The following is a 12,965-nucleotide window of genomic DNA, read 5'->3' as shown; positions in this document are numbered from 1 at the left end:
TCAGGTGCAATCGGTGTGCAGCCGGTGCATGCCGCACTTCACGCAGCGAAACAGGTAGCCGCCCACCGGATCACCGGTCTTGCTGATGGCCTGCAGATAGCGCTCCGGCATGTTGGCTATATCGGCTTGCAACTCGGCCTGCAGGGGCTGGATTTCGGCGTAATCGGTATAGCCGAGAAAGGCACAGGGCTGGTTGCAATGCACCAGCCACTGCTCCTGCTGCCAGCTGTGATAGCTGGGCGTGCGTTCGCAGACTTCCAGCAGCAGCACGCGATCCATGACGATGCTGTCAGGTTCGTCGGGATCGGCGCTCACGCCTTCAATGCCCAGGTAGTCGTTGAATTCGCCCTCATAGTGCTTGGCCGCGCTGCCGTCGGCAATACACCAGGGGCAGAGATAGTCCGGCTCTTCGCGGCTGTAAAACGAGCTGTTGTACTTGAGCTCACGCGCCTGGCCACAGCAGGAGCAGGTACCGCTTTCAGCCACAAACAGATCCAGTGCATAGGCATTGGGGCTGAGTCGGAATTTCGGCAAATCCATGGAGAGCTCCATTCAGGTCTGGCGATTCTGGACGATGTTTTGCAGCAGATTTCGGCAGGCATCTTCCACCAGATCGAGCACATGCTCGAAGCCGCTGTCGCCGCCATAGTAGGGATCGGGCACTTCGCGCTCGTCAAAGCGCTGGCAGTAGTCGGTCAGCCGCTTCATGCGCTGCTGCTGGGCGGGCGTGGCGATGCGGCGCGCAGCGATTTCGTTGGCACTGTCCATCACCAGCACCAGATCGAAAGCGTCGAAATCCTGCTTCGTCAGCTGCCGCGCACGCTGTCGGCTGAGGTCATAGCCCCGGCGACGCGCATGTTGCTGGCTACGGGCATCGGGAGCCTCCCCTACGTGATAGCCGTGCGTGCCGGCGGAGTCCACTTGCACCAGATGCTGAAGACCCGCATCCGCCACCATTTTTTCCAGCACGCCGTGGGCAGTGGGACTGCGGCAGATGTTTCCGGTGCAGACCATGAGAACGCGAACGGGTTTGGCGGCAGTCATGACTGATCTTTCACTATGGCTTGTACCTCGGCCATCCTGGTTTCCAGTGTGCGGATCTGGGTCTTGAGCTGGCGCATGCTGCTTTGCATGGTCACGCCCAGCAGGCGACGCATGCCTTCGAAGAACAGCACCATGAAAAGCACCACGGGCAGCACGCCCCAGCGCAGCCAGGGCGAAGCCTGGTTGATCCAGGCGACCGCGCAGACCACCACGGCCATGGCCACGGCAAGATAGTTCCATTTCCTCGAACTCTGCATCTTGCTTTCGTACTTCTGCGCGGTGGTCTCGAGTTGCTGTTCGGTGACTCTGAGTTTGGCAATGGACGCCTGAATCTCTTCAAGGCTGGAGGGCTTGTCTGACGGCATAGGGCAGATGGTCGTTAGGAGAAGAGGCGGGTGTTCTGCCTGCTTGAATTGATTTTGATAGCTGAAGGCACTTTATGGGAAAGCGCTGCAGCGATATTTGATTAGAAGTGGTGTGTGCTGCTCAATGCATCGAACTCTGCGCTCCACTGCTGGCGCAGGCTGCGCTTTTCGCTCTCGTCTATCCAGGCCGCATCGATGCCATTGAGCATGAAGTCCCTGAGGTCGGCAATCGAAAAACCAAAGTCGCTGACCATCTTGGTCCAGGCTCCTGTGGGGTCCACATGGTGCAGCGTGGGGTCGTCGGTGTTGGGATGCACGCGAAGGCCCAGGCCGGGCATCTGGCGTATCGGGTGGTCCAGCGCCCAGCGCTCGGGTGCCAGCGTGCGCAGGTAGTAGGAATTGGTCGGCACCACAGTGAACACAATGCCCAGATCGGCGCAGCGCCGGGCCAGCTCGGGGTTGTCGATGACGGTGTAGCCGTGGTCGACGCGGTCCACCTTGAGAGTCTCTATGGCCGTTTGCAGATTGTTCCAGGGCAGGCCGAACTCGCTGGCATGGGCCGTGGTCTTGAGGCCGTTCTGGCGCGCCAGCGCATAGGCCTCGACAAACAGCTCGGGCGGGCGCTCGTTTTCACGGTAGTCGATGCCGATGCCGGGCACATCGTCATGGCGGTTGTCCAGCATCCATTGCACCATCTGCACGGCGGCCTCGGCCGGGGCTTCGCGGTCGATGGACGGCACCAGGCGGCCACGTATGCCGCAATCCTTTTGCGCGGCTGCGGCGCCGGCCAGGATGGCTTGCTGGGCGGCGGCATAGCTCATGCCCGAGCATTGCACCGTGCCCGTGGGGTTCCAGAAGAATTCGGCATAGCGCACCTGGTGGGCGGCGGCATCCTGCAGATATTCATAGGTAATGCGCTCCAGATCGGCCGGCGTCTGCAGCAGCCACTCGTCGAGTGCGCGCAGCACGCGCAGCACGCCCACGGGCTTTTCGCCGCGTGTGTAGAAAGCCTCGATCTCTTCGGCAGTCAGCGGCGCCTTGGCGCGCTGCACCAGTTCGATGAAGGTGTTTTTTCTGACCGTGCCCAGCAGATGGCAGTGCAACTCCATCTTGGGGATGGCGTGGGCAAAGGCGGTCAGTTCAGGTGTGGGGGCAGTAGGCGCGGCATTCATGCCGCAGATGGTAGTGGCTTGCGATCAGCCTTGCCGTAGGCAGTTTTACATTAGGGTGCAAGGAACAGCCGCGGCACGGACGCCGCCAGCATGGCGATGCCCGAGCAGGTCAGCAGGCTCAGCACGATCTGGCGAAAGCGGGCATCGCTCACGCCTTTGTAGACGCGGGTGCCGAAGATCACGGGCACCAGCACGGCCGGCAGCACGATGGCGAACGAGGGCCACATGGCGGGCTTGACCAGGCCGGTGGCCAGATAGCTGGCCATGGTGACGGCCAGCACCGAGAGGTTGAAGTTCTGGATCACCGTGCGCTGCACATGGCGTTCAAAGCCGCGCAGCGTGCACCACAGCGTGGGCACGGTGCCGCTGAAGCCGCCCAGCCCGCCCATGGCGCCGCCGATGAGCCCCGCAATCGCATCGCTGCAGCGGGCCAGCAGGCCGCCGCCCAGCGTCAGCCGGGGCAGGTGGGCGCTGAGCAGCATGGTGGGACACCACAGCACCAGCAGACAGCCCAGGCCGAACTTGAACCAGTCCATATTGAGATGCGGCATCACGGCCACGCCCATGGGAATGCCGGCCAGACCGCCGGCGATAAACGGCAGCAGCGACTTCCAGTGAAATTCGCGCCGCACGGTGAAGGCCGCAATGATCTGCCCCGTCAGCGAGCCAAACACCGAGAGCACGGCGGCCAGTTGCGGCTCCAGCACCCAGGCCCAGAACGACATGGCCACCATGCCGAAGGCAAAGCCCGACAGCCCTTGCACAAAGCCTGCCACCGCAGCCCCCAGGGCCACCACCAAGATCACTTCCACGTTCTGGCCTCCGTCTGAAGGCACCGATTATCGTCCCGCTCAAGCAGGACATTGCCATGCAGTTCTGGCATGGCGGCAGGCCGCTGCGCTATCGTGCAGACCATGCAAGCATCATCTGTCTGGATTCTGGGGCTGCGCAATCTCTGGCGCGATCTGCGCGCTGGCGAACTGCGCCTGATCATCGTGGCCGTGCTGCTGGCCGTGGCGGCACTGAGCTCGGTGGGCTTTTTTGCCGACCGCCTGCAGGCAGGCCTGCAGCGTGACGCCCGCCAGTTGCTGGGCGGCGATGTGGTGGTGGTCAGCGACAACCCCGCTCCCGCGGTTTTTGTGCAGCAGGCCAGGCAGCAGGGGCTGCAGACCGTGGCCACGGCCAGCTTTCCGACCATGGCGCGGGCCGCTCAGGAGCAGGGTGGTGCCAGCCGTCTGGTGGCGCTCAAAAGCGTGGAGCCCGGCTATCCTTTGCGCGGCGTGCTGAATCTGAACCAGGGGACGGGCCAGCCGGATCTGGAAGTGCGGGCGATTCCCGAAAGCGGCCATGCCTGGGTCGATGCGCCGCTGCTGGAGGCGCTGGGCCTGAAGCTCGGCGACAGACTGCTGCTGGGCGATGCGAGCTTTCATATCTCGCACATCATCGCCATCGAGCCCGATCGTGGCGCGGGTTTCATGAGCTTTGCCCCGCGCGTGATGATCAACAGCGCCGACCTGCCCGCCACGCGCCTGGTACAGCCGGCCAGCCGCATCACCTATCGACTGGCCGTGGCTGCGCAGGCAGACGCCGGGCGCGGCGCAGAACGGGCTGCGCAAGACTATCTGGGCTGGGCGCAGGAGCTGGCCAAGAGCCTGCATGGCGTGCGTGTGGAATCGCTGGAAAGCGGCCGCCCCGAGATGCGCCAGACCCTGGACAGGGCCGAGAAGTTCCTGAGTCTGGTGGCGCTGCTCTCGGCGCTGCTCTCGGCCGTGGCCGTGGCACTGGCGGCGCGTGCTTTTGCCAACAGCCATCTCGATGCGTCGGCCATGCTGCGCGTGCTCGGCCAGAGTCAGCGCCGTATTGCCCTGGCCTATGTCGTGGAATTCGTGAGCATTGCCCTGGCCGCCAGCGCGGCCGGCGTGCTGCTGGGCTGGGCCGTGCACCATGTGTTTGTCTGGCTGCTGGCCGGACTGGTCGAGTCCGCCCTGCCTGGCGCGAGCCTGTGGCCCGCATTGTTCGGCATGGGCATGGGGCTGACCCTGTTGCTGGCGTTTGGCCTGCCGCCCGTGCTGCAGCTGGCCCAGGTGCCACCGCTGCGCGTGATGCGGCGCGATCTGGGGGCGCTCAAACCCGCCTCATGGCTGGTGCTGGGCGTGGGCGTGACGGGGTTTGCGGCCTTGCTGATGGTGGCCAGCCGCGACATCAAGCTGGGCCTGATTGCCGTGGGCGGCTTCGCCGTCGCCGTGTTGTTGTTCGCGGGCCTGGCCTGGCTGGCCGTCAAGCTGCTGCGCCAGGTGGTCAATGAGGCCACGGCGCCGCGATGGCTGGTAATGGCCACGCGCCAGGTCTCGGCCAAGCCCGTGTATGCCGTGGTGCAGGTCAGCTCGCTGGCCGTGGGGCTGCTGGCCCTGGTGCTGCTGGTACTGCTGCGCACCGATCTGATTGCCAGCTGGCGCAAGGCCACCCCTGCCAATGCGCCCGACCGCTTTGTGATCAATGTCCAGCCCGATCAGGCGCAGGACTTTCAGGCCGCGCTGAAAAAGGCTGGCGTGCACAGCTATGACTGGTATCCCATGATTCGCGGCCGGCTGATCGCAATTAACGACAAGGCCGTCAGCCCCGATGATTATGAGGAGGATCGCGCCAAGCGCCTGGTGGACCGGGAGTTCAATATCTCCACCGCCGAAACCATGCCGGATCACAACCAGATCGTGGGCGGCCGCTGGCAGGCAGGCGAGCAGGGCGCGATCAGCATGGAAGAAGGCATTGCCAAGACCCTGGGCCTGAAGCTGGGCGATGCGCTGCGCTTCGATATCGGCGGCGAGGAAAGCGAGGCCCGCATCACCAGCCTGCGCAAGGTGGACTGGAGTTCCATGCGCGCCAACTTCTTTGTGATCTACCCCGTGCAGCATCTGGAGAACGTGGCCGTGACCTATCTGGCGGCCTATCGTGCGCCGGACATCAAGGGCTTTGACAATGCACTGGTCAATGAATTTCCCAACATCACCAATGTCGACCTGAGCAGCACGCTGGCCCAGGTGCAGCAGGTGATGGACCAGGTCATACGCGCCGTGGAGTTTCTGTTCGGCTTCACGCTGGTGGCGGGGCTGGTCGTGCTGTTTGCTTCCGTCACCGGCACGCGTGAGGAAAGAGCGCGCGAATATGCCATCATGCGCGCCGTGGGCGCCAGGTCGGGCCTGCTGCGGCAGGTGCAGAGCGCCGAGCTGGCCGGAGTGGGCCTGATGGCCGGCTTTCTGGCCAGCTGCGTGGCCCTTGCCGTGGGCTGGGCGCTGGCGCGCTGGGTGTTCGATTTCGAGTGGAGTGTGCTCTGGTGGGTGCCCCTGGTGGGCGCGCTGGCGGGCGCATTGCTGGCCTGGCTGGCCGGCTGGTGGGCCTTGCGCGAGGTGGTCAGCCGCCCCGTGATGATCACGCTGCGCCAGGCGGCGGAATAAGAATGTTCTAAGGCTAGCCCTTGAACAACCGCTCGCTCGCAAAGTCCACAAAGGCCCTGACCTTGGGCGAGAGCTGGCGGCTGGAGGGCCAGAGTGCCGAGAACTGCCCGCTATGCGTGAGCTGCTCGGCCAGCACCTGCTGGAGCTCGCCACGCGCCAGTGCGTCGCGGGCCAGGAAGTCGGGCATATAGGCCAGGCCCAGGCCTGAGACGGCTGCGCCCAGCATGGCTTCCATATTGTTGCAGACCAGGGCGATGGGCATGGCCGGCAGCCCGGGCAGCATCCACTCCTCGAGCTTGCCGCTGTTCAGAAAGCGATAGCGCAGGCTGCTGTGTCCGGCAAGGTCGGGCGGCGTCAGCGGCAGACCGCGCTCGGACAGATAGGCCGGCGAGGCTGCCAGAATGAAGCGAAACGGCCCCAGTCGGCGCGCCACCAGCCGCGAGTCGGCCAGCTCGCCGCTGCGGATGACCACATCGAGGCCGGCTTCGACGACATCGACCAGATGGTCGTTGAAGTCCAGATCCAGCTCCACCTCGGGATAGCGGGCCTGAAATTCGGGCAGCACGGGCAGCAGAAAACGGTAGCCGATGGTGGGCAGGCTCACGCGCAGCCGGCCGCGCGGCGCTTCGGCGGCGGCCTGCATGGCGGCGCGTGCATCGTGCAGCTCGTCGAGGATGCGTCGGCAGCGCTCGTGGAACAGGCTGCCTTCCTGAGTGAGGCGAACCTGGCGCGTGGTGCGATGGAACAGGCGCAGGCCTAGCTGCTGCTCCAGGCGCGCCACGTTCTTGCCCACGGCCGAGGCCGAGATGCCGAGTGCGCGACCGGCCTCGGCAAAGCTCAGAAGATCGGCGGCACGTACAAAGGACTCAAGTCCGCTGAAGCTGTCCATGGTGATTGGCAACCTTTGGTTGGGATTGTGTGGAGTGCTAAAGATATTTTCGTTTCATTGGAGAGCTTTTATCTTGCATGTCTGATTGATTCACGACGCCAGCCCTCCATGTCTTGCCCCACTTCCCCATCCCGCCCGCACGCGGACCTTTCTTTTTGCACCCGCCGCGCATCGCCTGCATGGGGGCTGCTGTCGGTCTGCCTGGCCGCGCTGGCCATGCCGCTGAGCTTTACCGGGCCGGCCGTGGCGCTGCCGGCGCTGCGTGAGGCTCTGGGCGGCGGCCCTCTGGCGCTGAACTGGGTCACCAATGCCTTCATGCTGAGCTTCGGCGCCACATTGATGGCGGCAGGAGCACTGGCCGATGTCTACGGGCGGCGGCGCGTGTTTCTTGCGGGGCTGGCCGTCGTGGTGGGCAGCGTGCTGCTGCAGGTCTGTCTGCAGGGCAAGGGGGCCATCATCGGCTTCGATCTGTTGCGGGCGCTGCAGGGACTGGGCGCGGCCGCTGCACTGGCGGCAGGCACCGCCGGCCTGGCCCAGGCCTACGATGGAGCCCGGCGTACCCGTGCCTTCAGTTTCGTGGGCACCTCCTTTGGTGTGGGACTGGCCTTCGGGCCCTTGCTGTCGGGCTGGTTGCTGCAAAGCTGGGGTTGGCGCAGCGTAGTGCTCAGCGCAGCCGCCGCGGCATCCGCTGCGCTGCTGCTGGGCCTGCGCCATATGCCGGAATCGCGCAATCCGCAGGCACAGCGGCTGGACCTGCCGGGCGCGCTGTCGTTCACGCTGGCGCTGGCCCTGCTGACCTGGGGCATGCTGCAAGTCCCGGAAACGGGCTGGTCGCATGGCCGCACATGGCTGCCCCTGGCGGCTGCCCTGCTGGCGGCAGCGGCCTTTGTACAGATCGAGCGCCGCAGTGCTCACCCCATGCTGGACCTGTCGCTGTTCCGCTATCCGCGCTTTGTCGGTGTGCAGCTGCTGGCCGCAGCACCGGCCTACGCCTTTGTGGTGCTGCTGGCCGCAGCACCGGCCTACGCCTTTGTGGTGCTGCTGGTGCTGTTGCCGCTGCGCTTCATCGGCGTGGAAGGCCTGGCGCCGCTCGCGGCCGGGCAGCGCATGTTCGTACTGTCGCTGCCCATGCTGTTCGTACCACTGCTGGCGGGCTGGCTTGCGCGCTGGCTGTCGGCAGCCCTGTTGTGCGGCGCGGGGCTGCTGGTCTGCGCCGTGGGCCTGCTGTGGCTGGGGCGCTGTCCACCCGGCTCGGAGCTGGCGCAGATGGCCGCGCCGCTGCTGCTGATCGGTCTGGGCATAGGCCTGCCCTGGGGGCTGATGGACGGGCTTGCCGTGACCGTGGTGCCGCGCGAGCGTGCCGGCATGGCCACGGGCATCTTCAGCACCGTGCGTGTGGCGGGCGAGGGCATTGCCCTGGCCGTGGTCGGGGCAGCGCTGGCCGCGCTGCTGACGCGGGAGCTGGCTGCTCTCTCGCCCTCCATGACGCAGGGCTCGGCCGTGGCCCAGATGCTGGTCACCGGCAATATGCAGGGAGTGCAGGCGCTGATGCAGGATGCGTCGGCCGCCGAGCTGCTCAAGGCCTATGGCCTGGCTTTTTCCACCTTGCTCGATGTGCTGGCAGGCGTGACGGTGCTGACGGCCGTTGGGGTTTTCGCATTCCTGCGCTCGGGTATGGACATGCCGCATGTCCGACAATCGGGACTGACTCGCAAAGCCGCTACACATGCAGATTGAAGAAAAGCCCCCGTTTGATACCCCCTACGAATGGATAGGCGGGGAAGAGAAAGTCCAGCAACTGGTGACCCGCTTCTATGACCTCATGGATCTGGAGCCCGGCTACAAGGAGCTGCGCGCCGCCCATGGCAGCACGCTGGCCGATGCGCGCCAGAAGCTGTTCTGGTTTCTCTGCGGCTGGCTGGGCGGCCCCGACTATTACCAGGATCGTTTCGGTCATCCGCGTCTGCGCATGCGCCATATGCCGTTTTCCATTGGGATCCAGGAGCGCGACCAGTGGGTGGCTTGCATGGATCAGGCCATGGGCGAGACCGAGGTGCCCGAGGCCTTGCGCACGCGCCTCAAGGCCAGCTTCATGAACACGGCGGACTGGATGCGCAATCGCTGCGCCTGAGTTCCTGAGCCCAGTTTCAAAGCGTCAAATTTCCTTCACGATGCTGTAAGAAGCCCTGCCGACACTGCCTGTTTTTCAACAAGCAGGGTCAACCATGCAGGATTTCGATTTGCCTGGCGCAAAGCTGCGCTCGGGCGGTTTCTTCTCGGCATTGCAACAACGCCGCCATGTGCTGACGGCCGTGGGCTGTGCCGCATTGCTGGCCGCCTGCGGCGGCAGCGACGACAGCAGCACGACGCCTGTGACCGCGCAGCCTGCCACGGCGACGCTGGCCGTTCTGGAGACCACGGACCTGCACTTCAATGTGCGCAGCTATGACTATTTCAAGCTGGCCGAGGACAAGACCTATGGCTTCGAGCGCACGGCCACGCTGATCCGTGCGGCTCGCAAGGAATTTGCCAACACGCTGCTGGTGGACAACGGCGACACCATTCAGGGCACGGCCCTGGCCGACTACGAGGCCGAGGTAAAGCCCATACCCTGCACGCAGCAGCTGTCCATGTACAAGGCCATGGGCGCGTTGAGCTTTGACGCGGGCACGCTGGGCAATCACGAATTCAACTACGGCCTGCCCTTTCTCAACCAGGTGCTGGGCGGCGGTCTGGATGTGGATGGCGTGGATGCCAGCCAGAAATGTGCGGGCAACGGCTATCCAGCCGTACTGGCCAATGTCTATAGCAGCAAGACCAGGAAGCCGCTGGTTCAGCCCTATGCCGTGCTGGAGCGCACCATGGTGGCCAAGGGCAGCGATGGTAAGGAAGTCAAGCTGCCCATCAAGATCGGCGTGATCGGCTTCACCACGCCGGGCATCATGAACTGGGACAAGCGCTATCTCGAAGGCAAGGTCTACACCGAAGGTGCGGTGGAGGCTGCCGGCAAATACGTGCCAGAGTTGCGCGCCAAGGGTGCCGATGTGGTGGTGGCGCTGCTGCATGGTGGTCTGGACGGCTCGGCCTATTCGGCCACCATGGAGAACCCCGGCCTGTATCTGTCCAAGGTGGCGGGCATCGACGCCATGGTCATGGGCCATCAGCACAGCGTGTTCCCCGACTTGTCGGCCAAGCCTGCCTACAGCCAGAACGGTGTGGACAACCAGGCTGGCACCATCAACGGCGTGCCTGCGGTCATGGCCAGCTCCTGGGGCAAGGCTCTGGGCGTGATCCAGCTGCCGCTGCAATGGGACGGCAAGAAGTGGAGCGTGGCCAAGACCGGCAGCAAGAGCGAGCTGCGCAACATCCAGAACAAGGATGCCGCGGGTGCCACGGTGTTTGTGGATGCCGACCCGGCCGTCGCGCCGCTGATCGAGGCACAGCATCAGGCGGCCATCAGCTACGTGAAGACGCCCATAGGCAGCACGGACTTCCGCATGAGCACGCTGTTTGCCGATGTGGGCGACCCCGGTGCCATCCAGATCGTCAACCAGGCCCAGCAGGCCTATGTGGCCAGCTACATCAAGGCCAATCTGCCGCAGTACGCCAGCCTGCCCGTGCTGTCGGTGAGCGCGCCGTTCAAGTCCGGCTTCCAGGGCGGCAAGGACTTCACCGATGTGGCTGCCGGCTCGCTCGCCATCTACAACGCGGCCGACCTGTATCTCTATCCCAACACCGTATATGCGGTGAAGGTCAATGGCGCGGACATCAAGAGCTGGCTGGAGGCTGCAGCCAAGCGCTTCAACCAGATCGACGTGAACAAGACCGCCGAGCAGCCCTTGATCAGCAGCTTCCCGGGCTACAACTTCGATATGTTCACCACCGCCGATGTGCAGTACGAGATCGATGTGACCCAGCCGCTGGGCAGCCGTATCAAGAACCTCAGCTATCTGGGCAAGCCCATCGATACGGCGCAGGAGTTCGTGATCGCCACCAACAACTACCGGGCCACCAGCGGTGCCAGCTTCATCCCCAAGCTCGACGGCTCGTCGGCCATCTGGGCATCGCCCGATGCGAACCGTGATGTGGTGATCGAGTATGTGCGCAAGAATCCGCAGATCACCAGAGCGGCTAATGGCGCAGCCAAGAGCTGGCGCTTTGCCAAGGTGACGACGGCCGGCCCGGTGGTGTTCAGCTCCGGCACCAATGCCTTGAGCGTGGCCCAGGCGGCAGGCCTGACGGGAGTGTCTGTGCTGGCGGCCGATGACGGCTCGGGCAAGGGCATGAGCAAATACCAGCTCGATCTGTCCAAGTAGGCAGCGTTGCCGCAATGACTGCCGCCGTGGCTCCAAAGGCCACGGCGGCTTTTTTCTGGGACTGGCTATGATGCGAGAAAATTTTCAGGGAGAGGGTATGACGGCATATATCGCGCTGGCAGTGGTTGTGGTGATCGTGATCTGGGCAATTGCCCTCTACAACCGCTTGCGCACGCACAAGAACCAGGTGGAGAACGCGTTTGCGCAGATCGACGTGCAACTCAAGCGCCGTCATGACCTGATTCCCAATCTTGTGGAGGTTGCACGCGGCTATATGCAGCACGAAGCCCAGACGCTGGAGGCCGTGATTCGCGCACGAGGCGAGGCCGTCAGCGCTGCCGACAAGGCCCGTCAGTCGCCGGGCAAGACGCAGGCCATGGGGGCTCTGATGGCTGCGGAGCAGGTGCTGGGCGGTCAGGTGGGCCGTCTGATGGCGTTGGCCGAGGCCTATCCCACGCTCAAGGCCGATGCCCGCATGCAGCAGCTCAGCGAAGAGATCACCAGTACCGAGAACCGCATCGGTTTTGCGCGTCAGTCCTATAACGACGAGGTGCTGGAATTCAACAACCAGGCCGGACAGTTCCCGGATCTGATCGTGGCGCGGCTGGTGGGTTTTGTGCATATGGACATGCTGGCTTCGACCCAGAGCGAGCAGGAGCGCGCCGTTCCTCAGGTCAGGTTCTGAGCGCATGCGTTTCTGGGAGCGACAGCGCCAGGCCAGGCGCAGCACGCGCTGGTTGCTGCTGGTGTTCGGCCTGTGCGTGCTGGCCGTGGTGGCATCGGTGCACCTGGGCCTGATGCTGGCCTGGTGGCTGAGCACTCTGGCATTCGGCGGCTGGGACTATCCCACGGGCTTTGCGGCTGTGAATATCGGCGTGACCTTGCTGCTGGTGCTGGGCGGCTGCTGGATAGAGCTGGACCAGCTGCGCCATGGCGGGCGCAAGCTGGCTCAGCGTGTGGGTGCGCGCGAGGCCAGGCCCGGCAGCTCGCTGGCCGAGCAGCAGCTGTGCAATATCGTCGATGAAATGTGCATTGCGGCGCACTGGCCTGCGCCCCAGGTCGCGGTGCTGGCGCGGACCGAGGCCATCAATGCCTTTGCGGCGGGCTGGGATGCGCAGGACGCCGTCATCGCCGTGACCCAGGGGGCGCTGGACCAGCTCAGCCGTGAGGAAATGCAGGGCCTGGTGGCGCATGAGCTGTCCCATCTGCGCGAGGGCGACACGCGCCTGAACATGCAGCTGGCCGGCATGGTCTACGGGCTGGAGCTGATCCACAACTTCGGCCAGAGCCTGCGCGAGCGCGACAGCATTCTTATGCAATGGTTCGGCCTCTTTATCCAGGCTGCGGGCTTTGTCGGCTGGCTGGGCGGCCAGTTGCTCAAGGCCGCCGTATCGCGCCAGCGCGAGTATCTGGCCGATGCGCGCGCCGTGCAGTGGACGCGCAGCAAGGATGGGCTGGGCGGCGTGCTGCGCAAGGTGCTCACGCAGCGTGAACTGGCCGAGCAACAGTACGGCAGCTGGCAGCAGGATGCGCGCAGCCACCAGGGGCTGGACAAGCGCATCGTGCAGCATATGCTGCTGGCCGAAACACCCCATGCCAGCCGCCTCGAAGACTGGCTGGAATCCCACCCCACGCTGCCCGAGCGCATACGCCGCATCTACGGCCGCAATATGCGGCCGCTGCCCTTGCCGCTCAACACCGTGCCGCAGGGAAGATAAGCCTTTTGG

12 protein-coding genes are annotated in these 12,965 nt (G+C 64.6%); 6 read left to right on the top strand and 6 right to left on the bottom strand.

Features of this window, described 5'->3' with window-relative positions; genetic code table 11:
• From CSE6_RS12590 to CSE6_RS12570, 5 genes are all read right to left on the bottom strand, one after another.
• Positions 1-540, bottom strand: coding sequence for a CbrC family protein (locus tag CSE6_RS12590; RefSeq protein ID WP_034377839.1), 540 nt, complete (start codon positions 538-540; stop codon positions 1-3).
• A gap of 12 nt (positions 541-552) precedes the next feature.
• A complete protein-coding gene (locus CSE6_RS12585) occupies positions 553-1,044 on the bottom strand; it encodes a low molecular weight protein-tyrosine-phosphatase (RefSeq protein WP_080746855.1) in 492 nt (163 codons plus the stop codon).
• Positions 1,041-1,409, bottom strand: a complete 369-nt coding sequence (locus tag CSE6_RS12580) for a hypothetical protein (protein ID WP_034391639.1) — start codon at positions 1,407-1,409, stop codon at positions 1,041-1,043. The genes CSE6_RS12585 and CSE6_RS12580 overlap by 4 nt, the downstream gene beginning before the upstream one ends.
• Before the next feature lie 101 nt (positions 1,410-1,510).
• Positions 1,511-2,581, bottom strand: a complete 1,071-nt coding sequence (locus CSE6_RS12575; RefSeq protein WP_034377787.1) for an adenosine deaminase — start codon at positions 2,579-2,581, stop codon at positions 1,511-1,513.
• 50 nt (positions 2,582-2,631) lie between these two features.
• A complete protein-coding gene (locus CSE6_RS12570) occupies positions 2,632-3,417 on the bottom strand; it encodes a sulfite exporter TauE/SafE family protein (RefSeq protein ID WP_034391635.1) in 786 nt (261 codons plus the stop codon).
• A gap of 45 nt (positions 3,418-3,462) precedes the next feature.
• Between CSE6_RS12570 and CSE6_RS12565 the strand changes: the two genes are divergently transcribed.
• Positions 3,463-6,033, top strand: coding sequence for an ABC transporter permease (locus tag CSE6_RS12565; RefSeq protein WP_083994729.1), 2,571 nt, complete (start codon positions 3,463-3,465; stop codon positions 6,031-6,033).
• 13 nt (positions 6,034-6,046) lie between these two features.
• Here CSE6_RS12565 and CSE6_RS12560 read toward each other — a convergent pair whose 3' ends face one another.
• Positions 6,047-6,922: a LysR family transcriptional regulator gene (locus tag CSE6_RS12560; RefSeq protein WP_034377782.1), complete on the bottom strand. Its 876-nt coding sequence runs from the start codon at positions 6,920-6,922 to the stop codon at positions 6,047-6,049.
• Positions 6,923-7,138: 216 nt separating this feature from the next.
• On the opposite strand from CSE6_RS12560, the gene CSE6_RS12555 reads away from it, so the two are divergent.
• The 5 genes from CSE6_RS12555 (at position 7,139) to CSE6_RS12535 (ending at position 12,956) form a co-directional block, all read left to right on the top strand.
• Positions 7,139-8,659: an MFS transporter gene (locus CSE6_RS12555; RefSeq protein ID WP_059440708.1), complete on the top strand. Its 1,521-nt coding sequence runs from the start codon at positions 7,139-7,141 to the stop codon at positions 8,657-8,659.
• Complete coding sequence (locus tag CSE6_RS12550; RefSeq protein ID WP_059440702.1) at positions 8,649-9,053, top strand: group II truncated hemoglobin; 405 nt, start codon at positions 8,649-8,651, stop codon at positions 9,051-9,053. Before CSE6_RS12555 ends, CSE6_RS12550 begins: the two co-directional genes overlap by 11 nt.
• 94 nt (positions 9,054-9,147) lie before the next feature.
• Complete coding sequence (locus tag CSE6_RS12545) at positions 9,148-11,238, top strand: bifunctional 2',3'-cyclic-nucleotide 2'-phosphodiesterase/3'-nucleotidase (RefSeq protein ID WP_059440701.1); 2,091 nt, start codon at positions 9,148-9,150, stop codon at positions 11,236-11,238.
• A gap of 97 nt (positions 11,239-11,335) precedes the next feature.
• Positions 11,336-11,923 (top strand): LemA family protein, encoded by a 588-nt coding sequence (locus tag CSE6_RS12540; protein WP_034355648.1) that lies wholly within the window; start codon positions 11,336-11,338, stop codon positions 11,921-11,923.
• Positions 11,924-11,927: 4 nt separating this feature from the next.
• Positions 11,928-12,956 carry a M48 family metalloprotease gene (locus CSE6_RS12535; protein WP_059440700.1) on the top strand — a complete coding sequence of 343 codons (1,029 nt, stop codon included), beginning with the start codon at positions 11,928-11,930 and terminating at the stop codon, positions 12,954-12,956.
• The last annotated feature ends 9 nt before the right edge of the window (positions 12,957-12,965 follow it).

The sequence above is a fragment of the Comamonas sp. E6 genome (genome assembly GCF_001010305.1).
GTDB classification, from domain to species: domain Bacteria; phylum Pseudomonadota; class Gammaproteobacteria; order Burkholderiales; family Burkholderiaceae_C; genus Comamonas; species Comamonas thiooxydans.
Note: the sequence above shows the minus strand (reverse complement) of the source record. Positions and strands in the feature narration are given on the sequence as shown.

Coding starts and splice junctions, on each gene's coding strand:
- CSE6_RS12590 (WP_034377839.1), bottom strand. CDS start 540: ATGGATTTGCCGAAATTCCGACTCAGCCCCAATGCCTATGCACTGGAT.
- CSE6_RS12585 (WP_080746855.1), bottom strand. CDS start 1,044: ATGACTGCCGCCAAACCCGTTCGCGTTCTCATGGTCTGCACCGGAAAC.
- CSE6_RS12580 (WP_034391639.1), bottom strand. CDS start 1,409: ATGCCGTCAGACAAGCCCTCCAGCCTTGAAGAGATTCAGGCGTCCATT.
- CSE6_RS12575 (WP_034377787.1), bottom strand. CDS start 2,581: ATGAATGCCGCGCCTACTGCCCCCACACCTGAACTGACCGCCTTTGCC.
- CSE6_RS12565 (WP_083994729.1), top strand. CDS start 3,463: ATGGCGGCAGGCCGCTGCGCTATCGTGCAGACCATGCAAGCATCATCT.
- CSE6_RS12560 (WP_034377782.1), bottom strand. CDS start 6,922: ATGGACAGCTTCAGCGGACTTGAGTCCTTTGTACGTGCCGCCGATCTT.
- CSE6_RS12555 (WP_059440708.1), top strand. CDS start 7,139: ATGCCGCTGAGCTTTACCGGGCCGGCCGTGGCGCTGCCGGCGCTGCGT.
- CSE6_RS12550 (WP_059440702.1), top strand. CDS start 8,649: ATGCAGATTGAAGAAAAGCCCCCGTTTGATACCCCCTACGAATGGATA.
- CSE6_RS12545 (WP_059440701.1), top strand. CDS start 9,148: ATGCAGGATTTCGATTTGCCTGGCGCAAAGCTGCGCTCGGGCGGTTTC.
- CSE6_RS12540 (WP_034355648.1), top strand. CDS start 11,336: ATGACGGCATATATCGCGCTGGCAGTGGTTGTGGTGATCGTGATCTGG.
- CSE6_RS12535 (WP_059440700.1), top strand. CDS start 11,928: ATGCGTTTCTGGGAGCGACAGCGCCAGGCCAGGCGCAGCACGCGCTGG.